Origin of the sequence: Paraburkholderia sp. SIMBA_054, assembly GCF_046534875.1 — a bacterium.
Lineage (GTDB): Bacteria > Pseudomonadota > Gammaproteobacteria > Burkholderiales > Burkholderiaceae > Paraburkholderia > Paraburkholderia hospita.
Window position 1 is genome coordinate 270704 of record NZ_JAWRXV010000003.1, and the last position, 16817, is coordinate 287520.

The following is a 16817-nucleotide window of genomic DNA, read 5'->3' on the forward strand; positions in this document are numbered from 1 at the left end:
CGATCGAATGACATCCAAACCCGATCTGCTGGCGCTTGCCGCGCGTTTCGCACAATTGCCGGACGCGCAGCGCAAGCTGTTTATCACGAAGCTCGGTGAAGCGGGCATCGACTTTCGCGTGCTGCCGATCCCGGCGCGCGTGGACCGTTCGTCGGCCGTGCCCGCATCGTTCGCGCAGACGCGGCTGTGGCTGCACGCACGCATGATCGACGAGCCGGCGGCGTATCACGTGACGAGCCGGCTGCGGCTCGACGGCGAGCTGAATCGCGCGGTGCTGCGGCACGCATTCGATGCGCTGATTGCGCGTCATGAGGCATTGCGCACCACCTTTGCCGAATCCGCGGATGGCGGCGTCGAACAGGTCGTGCAAGCGCCTGCGCGCTGCCCGTGGCGCTTTACCGATCTGTCGCGCGCAGCGAGGGAAGAGCGCGAACGCATCGCCGCGGACGTTGCGGCGAAAGACGAAGATCAGCCGTTCGATCTGGTCCAGGATTCACTCGTACGCGTGCATCTGATCGCGCTCGACGACTCGACACACTGGCTCGTGCTGACGATGCACCACATCGTCTCCGACGGCTGGTCGATCGACGTGCTGCTCGACGAGCTGGCCGCGTTTTACCGCGCCTATGCAAACGGCGACACCGTTGCGCTCGCGCCGCTGCCCGTTCAGTACGCGGACTTTTCGCTGTGGCAGCGCCGCTGGCTCGATGCGGGCGAGGCTGAACGTCAGCTGCAATTCTGGCGCGAGCAGGTGCGAGCGGACGCGGGCGTGATCGCATTGCCCGGCAGCGGCGCGCGCTCGATGCAGCGCAGCGCACGCGGTGGCCGTCATTACTTCACCGTCGACGCAACGACTGCACAACGCGTGCGCACGCTCGCGCAAGCGCGTCGCGCGACGCCGTTCGCGGTGTTGCTCGCGGCCTTGCATGCATTGCTGGCGCGGGCGAGCGGCGAGTCGCATGTGCAGATCGGCGTGCCCGCCGCGAATCGCGAGCGCGCGGAAACGGCGGGGCTGATCGGCTTCTTCGTCAATACGCTGGCAGTGGGCGCGCGCGTCGATATGCGCAAGCCGTTCGATGCGTTGATCGACAACGTGCAGCGCGCGCTCGTCAATGGTCAATCGCACCAGGACGTGCCGTTCGAACAGGTGGTCGAAGCGCTCGGCGTGCCGCGCAGCGCGAGTCATCATCCGCTGTTTCAGGTGATGGCGTCGTATGCGGCGCGCCGCGCATTGCCCGCATTCGACGACGTGCGCGTGACCGATCTTCCATTCGGCGCGCCGTATGCGAAGTTCGATCTGACGCTCGGTTTCGAGGAACGCGAAGATGGCGCGCTCGATGCCGCTTTCGTCTATTCGACCGATCTGTTCAACGCGCAGGCCGTGCAGCGGATTGCGGGCGAGTACGCACAGTTGCTCGACAGCGCGCTTGCGACGTCGCATGCGCCCGTGGGGGACCTCGAATGGCTGACGCAGAGCGAGCGCGCGCAGCTGAACGCGTGGAACGGGTATGAGCCGGATGATGCGCCGTTCGTCCCCGTGCATGCGAAGCTCGCGCAGCATGCGAAGAAGAAACCCGACGCGAGCGCGGTGATGGACGCCGAAAGGACGCTCACGCGCGCAGAACTCGACGCACGCGCCGCGCAGCTCGCGGCGCGGATGATGGCAGCGGGTGTCGGCGCGGAAACGCGGGTCGGCATCGCGGTCGGGCGCTCGACGGATCTGTTCATTGGGCTGCTCGCTATTCTCAAGTCGGGTGGCGCGTTCGTGCCGCTCGACCCGACGCATCCGCGCGACCGCCTCGCGCATATCGTCGACGACGCGTCGATCGAACATGTCGTTACCGAACGGCGCCATGTGCCGAAGCTTCCGCTGCGGCACGGCACGCGCGTATGGCTGATCGACGCGGAAGACGAATCGGCGCAAGACGACGTCGCCTATCACGAACCGACCATTGCGCCGACGCAGGCCGCGTATCTGATCTATACGTCGGGCTCGACGGGCAAGCCTAAAGGCGTCGTGGTCGACCACGCATCGATCGCGATGCACTGCGCGGCGATTGCCGCGCGCTACGGCATGCGAGAGAAAGACCGCGTGCTGCACTTCATGTCGATCAATTTCGACGGTGCGCATGAATGCTGGCTCGCGCCGCTGACAGCGGGCGTCGACATCCGCATCACCGACGATGCGTTGTGGCCACCCGCCCAAACCTGCGAAACGATCGCGAGCGAACGGATCACGATTGCTGCATTCCCGCCGAGCTACGCGCTGCAAATGGCCGAATGGGCGCGCGCGCATGGCGCGCCGCGTTCGCTGCGTTCGCTCACGGTCGGCGGCGAGGCGACCTCGCGCGAAGCGTTCGCCGCGCTACGTCAGGCGTTCCCCGATGTGCGCATCGTGAACGGCTATGGTCCGACGGAGACGGTGATCACGCCGTTGCTGTGGATGATCGACGCGCACGAAGACGCGAGCGATATCGCCGATGCAGCGTATCTGCCTATCGGCACGCCCGTCGGCGAGCGCACCGCGCATGTGCTCGATGCGAACCTGCGGCCGTTGCCGATTGGCGTGACGGGCGAACTGTATCTGGGCGGCACGGGCGTCGCACGCGGCTATCACGCGCGCGCCGCGTTGACGGCCGAGCGCTTCGTGCCCGATCCGTTCGGCGCGCCGAGCGCGCGGCTGTATCGAACGGGCGATCTGGTCCGGCGGCGCACGAATGGCGTGCTGGAATTCGTCGGCCGTATCGATCATCAGGTGAAGGTGCGTGGATTGCGTATCGAGCTTGGCGAGATCGAAGCGCGCCTGATGGCGCACGACGATGTGCGCGACGCGGTAGCCGTGGTGCGCGGCAGCGGCGCGGATGCGGCGCTCGCTGCGTACGTCGAACTCAGCGACGAGGCGCGCAAGCGTAGCGAGCGGGTCGACGGCGATGTGCTCGCAGCGCATTTGCGCCGCGCGCTGCCGGACTATATGGTGCCGCCGCATATCGTCGTGCTCGATGCGCTGCCGCGCAACGCAAACCGCAAGATCGACCGCGCGGCGTTGCCGGAACCGGTACGCGTCGAGCGTGAGTTCGATGCGCCCGCAGCGGGCATCGAAACGGCGCTCGCGGCGATCTGGTGCGAAGTGCTGCGCGTCGAGCGCGTGGGCCGCGCCGATCATTTCTTTGAACTGGGCGGCCATTCGCTGGCGGCCGTGAGCGTGGCAACGCGCGTCAGCGAACGGCTCGCGCACGACGTGCCCGTTCGCACGCTGTTCGAAGCGCCGACGCTCGCTGCATATGCGCAACGCGTGGCCGAATCGCCGCGCGTCGGGGCGCGCGAGAACGAGCGTCACGAGCCGGAATCGAAAGACGCGACCGACCTCGCGTTGAGCGATGCGCAACGCGCGCTGTGGTTTCTGTGGCGCGCGCAGCCGGAAAGCGCGGCGTACAACATTCCCATCGCTCTGCGCCTGCGTGGCGCCGTGGATGTGACCGCGCTAGAAAACGCATTCGATCACGCAGCGCACAAGCATCCCGCTTTGCGCGCGCGCCTGGTATCGGCGAAAGGCGCTGCCGAACCGCGTCAGGTGATCGACGCGCATCGTCGCGTGACGTTGCCCGTCGTCGATCTGCGAGCGCTTGCGTCGATTGACGAACGTATTGCGCGGGCGACGAAGCTAACGGATGAAGACGCGCTCGCGCCGTTCGATCTCGCCAAAGCGCCGCTGTGGCGCGCGCGCCTGATCCGCCTCGCCGACGACGATCATGTGCTGTCGGTCGTGATCCATCACATCGTTGCCGACGGTCATTCGATCGACGTGTGGCTCAACGACGTGCAGACCGCTTACGCGGCATCCGCAACGGGCGAGCCGTTGAGCACGTCGCCGCTGAAGCCCGCGTTCGCCGCCCGCACGAAGCCGAGGCAAGCCGACCTGAAGTACTGGCGCGACGCATTGCGCGACATACCGTTGATGCGTTTGCCGCAGCCTGCGGATGAGCGCCCCGTTTCGCCTGAATGGAGCGCGGGACGCATCGCGTTCGCGTTCGACGCGCAGACGGCCGAACGCGCGAAGGCGTTGGCGATGTCGTCGCACGCCACGCTGCCGATGCTGTTGCACGCGGTGCTGAACGTCGCGCTTGCACGGCAGACGGGCGCGCTCGATCAGGCTGTCGGCGTACTCGCATCGACGCGCGATGCCGGCACCGACGACGTGATCGGTCTCTTCATCAATGCGGTCGTCGTGCGCACGGCGATGCGCGAAGCGGGATCGCCGCGCGAAGTGATTGCCGCCGTGCGCGAAGCCGCGCTGGGCGCGTATGCGCACGTCGCCGCGCCGTTCGCGCAGGTTGTCGACAGCGTGCGCGCGTCGCGCACCGCGAACGGCAATCCGCTCTTCCAGGTGATGTTCAACTATCTGCGGCCTGCGCAAAGCGATACGCGCCAGTGGCACGGCGTCGAAATCGATGAGTTCAACGATGTGCGTCATCGCGTCGTGTTCGATCTCGAACTCGATATCGTCGAGCATCCGGATGGCCGCGTGACGGGCGCGTTCTCGTATGGACGCGAACTGGTGGCTGGCGAGTTCGTCGCTCGGTTGTGCGCCGATTATCTGGCCGCCGTCACGCGCTTTATTGACGCGCCGGAAGAAGCGATTGTCATTTCGGGCGAGCCGTCCATCACCGCGCAGACGGAGGCGCATCACGGGTCCGTCGATCCTTCGCCGCGTGCCGCACGACTCATGCATGCGCTCGCACGCATCTGGGCCAATACCTTCGACGGCGACACGCTCGATCACGACGACAACCTGTTCGAAGCAGGCGCGACGTCTTTCGACGTCGTGCGCTTCGTCGATGCGGCGAGCGCGGCGGGCTACGCGATCACGATCAACGACGTGTTCGTCCATCAAACGCTATCGCGCGTGGCCCATGCGCTGGCGCTGCGTCTCGACGCGAACATCGAACAGGAAGCACGCGAAACGGCTACGGAGGTGCGCGATGCACGCTGATTTCATACGGAGTGACATGAACGCGTTCAAGCAGCCGTCGCTGGCGGCGTATCTGGAAGGCGACGCGATCACGGTGGCCGAAGATGGCCGCGCCGAAGGCATCGTTCTGCACGCGCGCTGGACGCGTGAAGAGGGTCTACGCATCGTCGAATGGTGCAAGGGGATTTCGCCGCTGGGGCAACGCCGCGCGGTACTGGCGGCATTGCGCGCGGCATTCGGCGCGAGTCGCGACAGCAAGTCCATCGCGCTCGATATCGACAAGCTGCATCGCGAGGCGTTCGACGCGCTGCGTCACAGCGGCGTGCTGACCGCGCAGAACCTTTGCCTGCGCGATGCGTGGGCGCAACAGCCTGATTTGTGGCTCACGCGCGATGCGTCGACGCCGCACGCGGCGCTGTCCTATGCGATGACGGATGGCGCGCGGCATCCGCGGCGCGCGCCTTATGTGGACGGCGTCGTGTATGCGCGCGATGTGCCCGAGTTCGGGCATCGCTTTACGTTGCACACGGCTTGCGTCGCGCAGCACCTCGAACACCTGCATGCGTGGATGAACGAGCCGCGCGTCAATGCGTTCTGGGGCGAGGCGGGCACGCTCGACGCGCATCGCGCGTACCTCGACCGCGTGCTGTCGACGCCGCATGTGCATCCGTTGATCGGTGCGTTCGACGGCGAGCCGTTCGGTTACTTCGAAGCGTACTGGGCGAAGGAGGACCGCATTGCGCCGTTCGCGGCATCGATGGATTTCGATCGTGGTCTGCACATGCTTGTCGGCGATACGCGCTGGCGCGGCGCCGCGTGTGTGGCGGCATGGCTGCCGTCGCTGGTCCATTACCTCTTTCTCGACGATCCGCGCACCCAGGCCGTCGTGTGCGAGCCGCGTCACGACAACGCTCGCATGATCGATTACCTGAAGCAGCATGGTTTTTCGAGCATCGCGCATTTTGATTTTCCGCACAAACGGGCGTTGCTGATGCGCTTGGTTCGGGAAGCGTTTTTCGACGGTCGTCATCTGTGATGTCCCGCTGCGCTTTCCGTTACACGCACAACGTTCGTCGCCACTGGTAGAAGGGAGACAATTCATGAGTCAACGAGAATACATTCACGATCTGATCGGCGTCGGCTTCGGGCCGTCGAATCTCGCGCTGGCCGTGCGCCTCGCGGAAAACGGCGGCGCGCCGGGCGCGCACTGCTTCATCGAACGGCAGCCGGAGTTCGGCTGGCATCGCGGCATGCTGCTCGACGACAGCCGCATGCAGATTTCCTTCCTCAAGGATCTCGTCACGATGCGCGATCCGAAGAGCCGCTTCACGTTCATCAACTATCTGTTCGAGCGTGGACGTCTGCAGGATTTCGTCAACCTGAAGAACTTCTATCCGACACGGATCGAGTTTCATGACTATCTGCGCTGGGTCGCGAGCGCATTCGACGATCAGGTGCATTACGGCGAATCCGTCACGCAGATCGAGCCCGTCACGGACGAGAACGAACCGCGCACCGTCACGCACTTGCGTGTGCATTCGCGCGATGCGCAAGGCAAGGAGCGACATCGGCTGACGCGTGCGTTGTCGGTCGGCATGGGCGGTGTGCCGCAGATTCCGGCAGCGTTCGCAGCCTTGCGCGATGCCGCCGTGATCCACTCGTCGAACTATCTGACGACGATCGGCAATGTAATCGGCGACGGCAAGGGCGACGAGGCACGGCGTCGCGTTGCTGTCGTAGGCAGCGGTCAGAGCGCGGCCGAAGTATTCATCGATCTGACGCGCCGCTTCCCGCATGTCGACGCGACGCTCGTGATGCGCGCGCCCGCGCTGAAACCCGCCGACGACAGCCCGTTCGTCAATGAAATCTTCAACCCGTCGTTCACCGATCTCATCTATTCGCAGCCGAAGGACGCGCGCCGCTCGCTGCTCGATACGTTCCGCGACACCAACTACTCAGTGGTGGACCGGCCATTGATCGAGCAGATCTATGAGCTGCTATACGTGCAAAACGTGAGCGGCACGGCGCGTCATCGTCTGCTGAACAACTGCGCGATCGAATCCGTGCGTGAAGTGCAAGGCGCGCAAGGGAATGAAATCGACATGCGTCTGCGCGACCGGATGGACGGCGATGCGCGTGGCGAGCGCTTCGACGCCGTCGTGCTCGCGACGGGCTATCGGCGCGACGCGCATCACGCGTTGCTCGACCCGCTCGCCGATGCCTTGGGCAAGCCCGTCGAGCAATGCGAAGTCGCGCGCGACTACATGCTTGCGACGCCGGCGCATTTCCAGCCGCGCATCTACCTGCAAGGGTGCTGCGAAGACAGCCACGGCCTGAGCGACACGCTGCTGTCGATCCTCGCGCGCCGCGCGGACGAAATCGCCGGCTCGCTCGAAGCAGGCAACAACGAAAACAGTTTCGAAGTTCAAACGCGCACAGGGGCGCAAACCGGGGTGAGCGGCGGCCGCGTGGCTTTCGCTCTTTGACAACAACAAGCGGCGCGACGCGCCGTCATCAATATTCCGAGGTATCAGATGGAGTGGGTCACAGGCACGCAGCGGCGTGCCATTGCTGCGGCAGCCAGCATGACTTTTCTCGCCACGGCAACGGGTTACGCGCAGGCGCAACAGGCGCCGGATAATCAGAACAGCGCGCAAGACAAGACCGCGACGTTGCCCGCCGTGAAGGTGCAAGGCACGGCCGCGGGCGATACGGAAGGCTTCGTCGCGTATCGCACCGCCACGGCGACGAAGACGGATACACCGCTCGACGAAGTGCCGCAGACGGTGAACATCGTGACGGCGGCGCAAATCGAAGAGCAGGGCGCGACCTCGATCAATCAGGCGCTGCGTTACGTGCCGGGCTTTTCGTCTTACGGCGCGAGCACGCGCTCCGACTGGTACACGGCAATTCGCGGCTTCACGCCAAGTGTGTTCGTCGATGGGCTGCAGGTGCCCAATACGCTGAACCTCGCGAGCTGGCGCGTCGATCCGTATCAGGTGGAAAGCATCACGGTGTTGCGTGGGCCGACGTCGGTGCTTTACGGACAAGGCGACCCAGGCTCGCTCGTCGACATTCAGACGAAGCAGCCGACAGCCGAGCGTATCCGCGAAATCGAATTGCAGATCGGCACGGATGCGCGCAAGCAGATCGGTATCGACCTCGGCGGCAAGATCGACAAGGACGGCACGCTGACGTATCGCTTCGTCGGCGTGGGGCGCGACGGCAACATGCCGACGGGGCCGAATGCGGATCAACGACTGATGTTCGCGCCGTCGGTCAAATGGCAGCCCACGGCCGATACCTCGTTGACGCTGTATGCGACCTATCTGCGCGATAACACCGACGTGTCGGATAACTTCCTGCCCGCGTCCGGCACGATTCTGCCGAACCCGAATGGCGTGATCTCGAACGACCTCTATACGGGCGACGGCAACTTCGCGCGTTATGACAAGCGGCAGTGGTCGGTCGGCTATCAGTTCGAGCAGCGCTTGAATCCGACGTGGACGTTCCGCCAGAACACGCGTTACATGCATCTGTCGTTGAACAATTCGACGGTGTACGGCGGCGGCCTCGACCCCACCGACCCGACGGAAGCGTCGCTGACGCGTTACGCGGGTCTGTTCCAGCCGAACTACTCGCGCTTCGACATCGACAATCAGGCGCAGGCGCAATTCCACACCGGCTCGATCGAGCATACGGTGCTACTCGGCTTCGAATACAACCGGCAGTTGTCGACGGATAGCGAACAGCTCGCGCTGGCGCCGAGTTTGAACATGTTCAACCCCGTCTACGTTCCCGTGACGTCGGATATCTTCAGCGGGCCGAATTCGTTCGGCTATAGCGATACGAAAACGAAGCTCGACAGCTTTGGCGTCTACGCGCAGGACCAGATCAAGCTGACGCCGCGCATCGTCTTCACGATTGGCGGCCGCCAGGACTGGAGCCGCAACACGACGACAGACACCGTCGCGAACACCGAACAGCGGCAGAACGATCACGCGTTCACATATCGCGTGGGCGCCGTGTATCTCGGCGATTACGGTTTGTCGCCGTATATCAGCTACGCGACCTCGTTCAATCCCGTGATTGGTGTGAACGCAGACGGCACGCCGTTCCAGCCGACCAAGGGCAAGCAGATCGAACTCGGTTTGCGCTGGCAGCCGTTCAACAAGAACCTGATGTTGAACGCGGCTATCTATCAGATCAACCAGACCAACGTCACGACACCCGATCCAAACGATCCAACGGGAACGTTCAGCGTGCAGACGGGTGAAGTGCGTTCACGCGGCATCGAGTTCAGCGCCGTCGGCAACGTGACGCGCGATCTGAGCATCATCGCTTCGTACGCGTATCAGGATGTGAAGAACATCAAGGCCAACGACGATTCGCTGAACAAGTGGCCAGTCGCGATTCCCTTGCCGCACCAGACGGCTTCACTGTGGGCCGACTGGACATGGCACACGGGGCTGCTGACGGGCCTCGGTTTCGGCGCGGGCCTGCGTTACACGAGCTATAGCGCGGGCGCGGCGGATAACTCGCTGCACGTGCCGGGCTACACCGTGTATGACGCGGCCGTGCACTACAACATCAGCAAATGGCGCTTCGCAGTGAACGCGACGAACATTTTCAACCGCCGCTACGTGAGCGGTTGCCAGAGCGCGTTTGCGTGCTTCTACGGCAACCAGCGCACGGTGCTGGCGACGGCGCGTTACGACTGGTAAGCGCCACGACCATTGGATCATTTGAGGAAAGGAAGACACACCATGAACGCTCGCGTGGCCTTTGAGGAACTTGTTCCGACGCCGGACGGCTTTGCATTGTCGGCGTGGCCGCGCGATGCGGCACCCGTGCAGCTATTGCCCGCGCTCGCTGAGATCTTTTGCCGCGATGCGAAGCGACAGCAGGTGTCGCTGACCGTGCCGTTCGAACACGACGACGACGCGACGCACGCGTTCGTCACGCGCGCGATCCGCGAAGGCATCGTGGATACCGCGGCACACGAAGGCTCGACACTGCGGCTCACGACGTCGCGCGCGAGCTTCTGGCAGCAGCCGTCGCTGTGGCTCACGGCGCCTTCTTCGGCAGGCATGCCGATGCGCTACACGATTCATCACAACCGGCGCCATCCCGTGCGCGCGCCGAAGCCGAAGGGCACCGTGTATCGCCGCTTCATGCCGACGGTCGGCATGACGTTCACGCTGCGTACGGTCGACGTCGAGCGTGACACGGACCTCTTTCACTATTGGCAGAACCAGGATCGCGTTGCGCACTTCTGGGACTTCAAGGGCACGCGCGAACAGCATGCGGCGTACCTGGGCGAGCAGTGCGCGGACCCGCATGTGCATCCGCTGATCGGTTGTTTCGATGACGAGCCGTTTGCGTACTTCGAGGTCTATTGGGCGAAGGAAGATCGCGTCGCGCCATTCTATGACGCCGACGATTTCGATCGCGGCCTGCATCTGCTCGTCGGCAACAGCGACTATCAGAGTGCGGGCAAGCTGCGCGCGTGGTTCAACGGCATCCTGCATTACATGTTTCTCGACGATCCGCGCACGCAACGCATAGTCGGCGAGCCGCGCATCGATCACACGCGGCACATTGCATGGATGCACCGGTTGGGCGCGTTCACGCTGAAGGAGTTCGATTTTCCGCACAAGCGTGCGGCGCTCGTGATCGTCGAGCGCGAGACATACTTCGGGCAGTTCGGGCCTTGAAGTGTTGCGCGACTAGACCTGCACCGACGGAATGTTCTTCATGCAGCGCAGCGCGAACATCGAGCGGCTGTGGCGAATGCCCGAGATCTTGTAGAGCTTTTCGCGCAGGAAGCGCTCGTAGCCGGCGGTGCCGTCGACGGCAACCTTGATCAGATAGTCGTACTCGCCTGACACGAGATATGCCTCAAGCACTTCGGGCAGCGTCGCCAGCTCGTCGCCGAAGCGGGCCAGTGCGTCGTCGTCGTGCCGGTCGAGCGTCACTTCGATCAGCACGACGTCCGCGAAGCCGAGCTTCTGCTGATCCAGCAGCGCGACGTAGCCGCGGATATAACCGTCAGTTTCGAGTTGACGCGTGCGGTTCCAGCACGCAGTCGTCGACATGCCGACGATCTCCGCGAGTTCCGCATTCGACAGTCGCGCGTTCTTCTGCAGCGCGCGCATGATTGCGCGGTCCTGGTTGTCCAGCGGGCGGTTGCGGGCTTGCATGATTGGATCTGGAAGAATGTTCGGCTTCTGCCGATTCTACAGGAATAGTCTTCCGGGGTTGGGTGGTCAGTACCCGCAAAAAGGAAGCCTATCCACGGTGTCACCCGGTATATTCTTCCACATGCTTCCTTGCCCGCAACGACAGACGGATTACCCTCCGCCAACGGGCGCCGCGTCATTCGCAAGATGACGCCGGCAGGGGCGGTCAGCGGCGAAACCCACGCCGTGCGACGCGTTCATCGGTCACGGAAGCATTCACCCCTCCGCGCTTTTCTCCTCCCCTGTTCTCCGCGCCTTTTTGAAAGCATCGACAGACGCTTTTATTAGTAAAACAATCTATATTGCAGAAACAAGACCCTTCATCGCGAGTCGCGGTTCCCATCGGGCTTGTGGTAGACCGTGCCTGCGTGCCACGTCGCATCGTCAGATCATGGCGGTCTTCAGAAGACGGCCATGCTTCAACCAGCAGGGGGGAGCCATGTCTTCGTCACCGCTTTTCGATGCGCCGCACGGTCTTGGCGATGCCGGCGAACAGGTCGATTCGCGTCTGCACAATCACGATCTCGCGCCCGTGCCGCACGCCCGGCGCACGTGGACGGGCTATAGCATCTTCGCGATGTGGATGTCCGACGTGCATAGCGTCGGCGGCTATACCTTCGCGGCGAGCCTGTTTCTGCTCGGCATTTCCGGCTGGCAGGTGCTGATTGCGCTGACGGTCGGCATTCTCGTCGTCTACATGCTGATGAACTGGGTGGGCAAGCCGAGCTATATGCACGGCATTCCGTTCCCGGTCATGGCGCGCGTGAGCATGGGCGTGATGGGCGCGAACCTCGCGGCCGTGATTCGCGGCGTGGTCGGCATCGTCTGGTATGGCGTGCAAACTTACTTCGCTTCGAAAGCGGTCGCGACGCTACTGGTTTTGTTCGTTCCTGCATCGACGGCATTGCAAGGCTTCAGCTTTCTGCGCCTGGACGGTTTGGGGTGGGTGAGCTTCCTGTTCATGTGGTTCTTCCAGTTAGTGATCTTTCAACGCGGCATGGAGACGATCCGCAAGTTCATCGACTTTTGCGGGCCGGCCGTGTATGTGGTGATGTTCGTGTTGATGGCGTGGATACTCTCGCAGGCCGGGCTTGGCAGTTTGAATCTGACGCTTGGCGGTAAGACGCTAACAGGCGCGGAGCAGTTCGCCGGCATGGGCAATGCCGTGCTGCTCGTCGTCAGCTATTTCGCCGCGCTGCTGTTGAATTTCGGCGATTTCTCACGCTTTGCGAAAAGCGAACATCAAATGAAGGTCGGCAATTTTTTGGGGCTGCCCGTCAATTTCATCGTGTTCGCGATCATCACGGTGATCGTCACGTCGGGTAGCGCAACCGTGTTCGGATCGATGATCATGGACCCGGTGGCGATCGTCGCGCACATCCAGAACAAGGTGGCTGTGGTGATTGGCAGCGTCACGTTTATCGTGGCGACAATGGGCATCAATATCGTCGCCAATTTCGTTTCGCCCGCCTACGATATCGCGAATCTTTTCCCCAAACATGTCGATTTCAAGCGCGGCGGTCTGATCGCTTCCATTCTCGCGGTACTCGTGTGCCCGTGGATATTCGTCGACAGTCCCAAGGCCATTACGATTTTCGTCAGCGTATTCGGCGCGGTGCTTGCGCCGCTCTATGGCGTGATGATGGCCGACTTCTATCTGATCAAAAAACAGCAGGTGCAAACGGCCGAGTTGTACACGATGTCGTCGACGGGCCGCTTCTACTACGACGGTGGCTGGAACAAGGTCGGCGTCGCGGCACTCCTGCTGTCGGGCTGCATTTCTATTGGCTGGGAATTGTGCACACAACTACTGCACGTCCTGCCTGAAAACAACTTTGGCTGGCTGATCGGCGCGGTGGCAGGCGCGGTGCTCTACGTTGGGATGATGCGCGCGGCACGCAGAACCTGACGCGACGGAAACCGGCCGCATTGGCGCTATAGCACGAATGCTGACGCAATAGCGTTATGGACCGATTTAAGCGCTAGTTTGTCTTTAGAGACCGATCAAAGTATTCGATACTCAGGAGTCGATTCGTGACATGCGATGGCGGGCCACAGCCGTTTTATGCGTGCATACCCGATCGTATATGGCGGCAAGGCCACCGAATCGAAATAACTCCATATTGCTACGACTTTCGAACGGACACGAAGATGGACCGGCTTGACGCGTTAAGGCTGTTTGTCGAAATCGCCGAAGCCGGGAGCTTTTCCGCGGCCGCGCGAAAGAGCGCGGTGTCGACGTCGACAGTCACGCTCGCGCTGCAAAAGCTGGAAGAGGAAGTGGGCGCGCGCCTCATCATGCGCACGACGCGCCGCCTCGCCTTTACCCATGAAGGTCAGCGCTTTCTCGACGACGCGCGCCGCGTACTCGCGGATTGGGATGCCGCGATTCTGAGCCTGCGCGAAGACGGTCCATTGAACGGGCCGATCCGGCTGACCGCCAGCAACGATTTCGGCCGCACGCGCGTCGTGCCATTGCTCGACAAGTTCATGAGCGAGCATCCGCAAGTGCAGGTGTCGCTGCTGTTGACGGATGGTCATGTCGATCTCGTCGATCAACATCTGGATCTCGCGCTGCGCAACGGCCCGCTGATCGACTCGCGGCTCAAGGCGCGGCTGTTGCTGACAGGCCCGCGTGTCGTGTGCGCTGCGCCGTCGTATTGGGCGACGCATGGCAAGCCGATGCACCCGGCGCAACTGTCTTCGCACAACTGCCTGATTCTCGCGCGGCCCGATGCGCCGTTCTCGAACTGGCCGTTCGTCGTCGACGGCAAGCAGATTACGGTGAGAGTGTCCGGCAACCGTGTGGCGAGCGACGGCGGCGTATTGCGCGAATGGGCCGTGCATGGCTACGGCGTGATACTGAAGAACCGCTGGGATATCTATCACGAACTGATGTCGGGCAGACTTGAAACGGCGCTGGACTCGTTCATCGGCGAGCGCGTCGATCTGTTTGCCGTCTATGCGGGCGCGGTGCCAAGCCGCCGCGTCGGTACGTTCATCGACTTCATTGCGCGCGAACTGTCGGTCGACGATACGCTCGAACTGCATCCGCTCGACAGTCTGCGTCCGCTTTAGCGACGCGCTTCGATTGTTCAGACTTTACTAGATCTTCCGTGACGCTGGGTTGCACCGGCTTGCAAAAGCGGGTAGCCTAACTCCGATTGTATTTGTCGGAGTGGCTATGTCTCACATCAGCGCAGGCGTCGAATATGGGTTGCACTGCCTGCTTTTCCTGACGGAAGCGGCGCCCGGCGGCGTGCCCGAAGCGAGCGTACGCGACCTTGCAGAACTGCAAGGCGTGCCCGCCGACTATGTGGCGAAACTGTTTACGAAATTGCATAAGGCCGGGCTGGTCATTGCGACGGAAGGGGCGAAGGGCGGTTTTGCGCTCGCGCGTCCGGCAAACCAGATTTCGGTGCTCGACGTGGTGACGGCGATCGATGGCGACAAGTCCTTGTTCGAGTGCCGTGAAGTGCGCACGCGCTGTGCGGTGTTCGGCGAGACCGCACCAACCTGGGCGACGAGCGGCGTGTGCTCGATTCATGCCGTGATGCAGAACGCCGAGAAGCGCATGCGCGAGGCGCTGGCATCGCAATCGCTGGAGGAACTGGCGGTCCGCACGACGGCGAAGGCGCCGCGCACCTATGGGCCGCAAGTCGTGAAGTGGCTGGACGGCCGCACGACGAGCAGGCGGCGCGAGCGCGGCGGCACGCGCAGTGGTTCAACGCCCGGCGCGCGTTCCTGAGCGACACGCCGTCGAAATGACGAAGGCCGCAGCCTTAAGAGCTGCGGCCTTTTCGTTTTGCGGCTTTGTGCTGACGATTACGCCGTCTCGTGCAACTCGCTGCCGACGCGCGCACGCTCCCATGCGGCCCAGTCGGCTGCCACGCCTGCCAGCTCGGCGTGTGCGCGCTTCAGCGCCTCGATCCGCGCTTCCTGATCCGAGAATTGCAATGGCTGTGCGTCGACGAAATGCGGATCGTTGGCACCGATGAAAGCAAATGCGGCTTTGAGCGCTGGCGTCAGCGCATCCATCGACGAAAACGGGTTGCCGGGACGCAAATCTGCGCCGCGCGTCGTGATGAACAGCACCTTCTGACGGCTCAACTGGCCGACGATGTTTCCGTCCGCGTCCGCCTTGTAGGTAATGCCGGGACGCGTGGCGCTGTCGATGAACGCCTTGAATGCCGAAGGCATCGACCAGTTGTACATCGGCATCGCAAACACGAAGGCGTCGGCTTCGAGCAGCCGCTTGCAGAGCGCGTCCGAGGCGGCCAGCGTCGCGCGCATGTCGGCCGTGCGCTCGTGCTCTTCCTTGTAGGTCGCGATGGCAAAGGCCTCGGTGACGTGCGGCGGCGTATCGACCGTGACGTCCAGATAGTCGACCTCGACATCCACGCCCTCGGCACGCAGGTTTTCGATGAACTGGCGCGACAGTGCGCGGGAATTGGACCGTTCGCGCTTGGCGCTCGAATCGACGTGGAAAATTTTCATCTGGCTCTCCAGTAACTGCGATCAAAGTTATCGTAGTTGTGAGAATAGAGAGTTTGCTGGCAGTGCGCAACAGAGGGGGCGCGAGCGCGAGTGGACTCGCGTGCGTTTCGAAGGCTCGCAGGAAAGCGGCGCACGCCTTACGCAGCAAGGCATTGCGCGGTTGTTGCGCAGCGGGGCAGACCGATAGGAGAGAAAAACGGGATTCAGTGTTGCGCGGGACGAAGGCGGTTGCGACGCAGGTTTCACCTCGGTGCCGACGTGCCATCGCATGGGCGCGTGGGAGTTTCTCGCGTAACGCTTGCAGAAGTCATGCGTATGACAAAGGCACGCAACGCCATATCAGGCCATGCGTGAACAGAAGGTTGGGTGCTGCGCGTGCAACGAATGTTGCCGCGTGAAGCGCATGCGCCAATCGACAACGCGCAGCACCAATATATGGAAGCGCCGGAGCTTCACAGCCTGTGGCGTTTAAGGTTTGTTCAGGTTTCTCGACGCACACACAAGAACGTGCATGTGACATTAGTCGAGCATGATTCCGCTCGGACCGGACGGCACGGCGGATGCCAGAATCATCCTGTCGCGGTTAGCGGGGAAATAGCTTTCGCAAGCCCGCGGCCGAAAGACCGGGTCGCCACGCCGGATCGGCATACCCGTCAGTACGCAGAACGAGTCCATGCGTGCGAGACCGATTCGCCATACCTGATCGGCGTAATGACCTGAGCGTGGATCGCTCCAGCACACGCTAAGTGTCTTCGATGACAGCTGTTCAAGAATGGAGATATGCGCCGGCGGTGGCTCGACCTCGACAGGCTCCAGCGCTTCAGGCGGCGGCCGCTTGGTCATGCGGAATTTCTTTTTTGGACCGTATTGTGCTTTCCTGGCAGATTCAACGGGTGTGGGCATCAGGACGCCTACCAATGCGCGTCTGACGATATCTTCTTCAACCGGACGAGTCATCATTCACCTCCGTCACAGAGTTTGGCTGGCGGCACGCTCCTTCGCGGCCGAGGTGCTGCTGCTGACGTCAACAGTGTTGTACGGTGTGGCTCGCAAGGCAGATCAGCGACTTGCCTGCATGGCGCGCAGCGATACGCGAAACCGAGTCCCGA

11 protein-coding genes are annotated in these 16817 nt (G+C 62.8%); 8 read left to right on the forward strand and 3 right to left on the reverse strand.

Annotation, left to right across the window (positions count from 1 at the left end; translation table 11 throughout):
• Positions 1-7 precede the first annotated feature (7 nt).
• The 5 genes from SB822_RS05770 (at position 8) to SB822_RS05790 (ending at position 10686) form a co-directional block, all read left to right on the forward strand.
• On the forward strand, positions 8-4990 hold the full coding sequence (locus tag SB822_RS05770) for an amino acid adenylation domain-containing protein (RefSeq protein ID WP_410854265.1): 4983 nt from the start codon (positions 8-10) through the stop codon (positions 4988-4990).
• A gap of 16 nt (positions 4991-5006) precedes the next feature.
• A complete protein-coding gene (locus SB822_RS05775) occupies positions 5007-6005 on the forward strand; it encodes a GNAT family N-acetyltransferase (protein WP_410854266.1) in 999 nt (332 codons plus the stop codon).
• Between the two features lie 64 nt (positions 6006-6069).
• Positions 6070-7455, forward strand: coding sequence for a lysine N(6)-hydroxylase/L-ornithine N(5)-oxygenase family protein (locus tag SB822_RS05780; protein WP_079487494.1), 1386 nt, complete (start codon positions 6070-6072; stop codon positions 7453-7455).
• Between the two features lie 48 nt (positions 7456-7503).
• Entirely contained in the window at positions 7504-9693 is a 2190-nt protein-coding gene (locus SB822_RS05785) for a TonB-dependent siderophore receptor (protein ID WP_410854267.1), read from the forward strand.
• A gap of 42 nt (positions 9694-9735) precedes the next feature.
• Positions 9736-10686, forward strand: a complete 951-nt coding sequence (locus SB822_RS05790; protein WP_007586344.1) for a GNAT family N-acetyltransferase — start codon at positions 9736-9738, stop codon at positions 10684-10686.
• Between the two features lie 12 nt (positions 10687-10698).
• On the opposite strand, the gene SB822_RS05795 is transcribed toward SB822_RS05790, so the two are convergent.
• A complete protein-coding gene (locus tag SB822_RS05795) occupies positions 10699-11172 on the reverse strand; it encodes an Lrp/AsnC family transcriptional regulator (RefSeq protein WP_007586346.1) in 474 nt (157 codons plus the stop codon).
• Positions 11173-11650: 478 nt separating this feature from the next.
• On the opposite strand from SB822_RS05795, the gene SB822_RS05800 reads away from it, so the two are divergent.
• The 3 genes from SB822_RS05800 (at position 11651) to SB822_RS05810 (ending at position 14959) form a co-directional block, all read left to right on the forward strand.
• Positions 11651-13120, forward strand: a complete 1470-nt coding sequence (locus SB822_RS05800; RefSeq protein WP_007586348.1) for an NCS1 family nucleobase:cation symporter-1 — start codon at positions 11651-11653, stop codon at positions 13118-13120.
• Between the two features lie 242 nt (positions 13121-13362).
• Positions 13363-14289 carry a LysR family transcriptional regulator gene (locus SB822_RS05805; RefSeq protein ID WP_035538251.1) on the forward strand — a complete coding sequence of 309 codons (927 nt, stop codon included), beginning with the start codon at positions 13363-13365 and terminating at the stop codon, positions 14287-14289.
• 106 nt (positions 14290-14395) lie between these two features.
• Positions 14396-14959, forward strand: coding sequence for an RrF2 family transcriptional regulator (locus SB822_RS05810; protein ID WP_007586352.1), 564 nt, complete (start codon positions 14396-14398; stop codon positions 14957-14959).
• A 77-nt stretch (positions 14960-15036) separates the two neighbouring features.
• Here SB822_RS05810 and SB822_RS05815 read toward each other — a convergent pair whose 3' ends face one another.
• Positions 15037-15708 carry an FMN-dependent NADH-azoreductase gene (locus tag SB822_RS05815; protein ID WP_007586354.1) on the reverse strand — a complete coding sequence of 224 codons (672 nt, stop codon included), beginning with the start codon at positions 15706-15708 and terminating at the stop codon, positions 15037-15039.
• Between the two features lie 519 nt (positions 15709-16227).
• Positions 16228-16551, reverse strand: a complete 324-nt coding sequence (locus tag SB822_RS05820; RefSeq protein WP_007586356.1) for a DUF3331 domain-containing protein — start codon at positions 16549-16551, stop codon at positions 16228-16230.
• Positions 16552-16817: the final 266 nt, after the last annotated feature.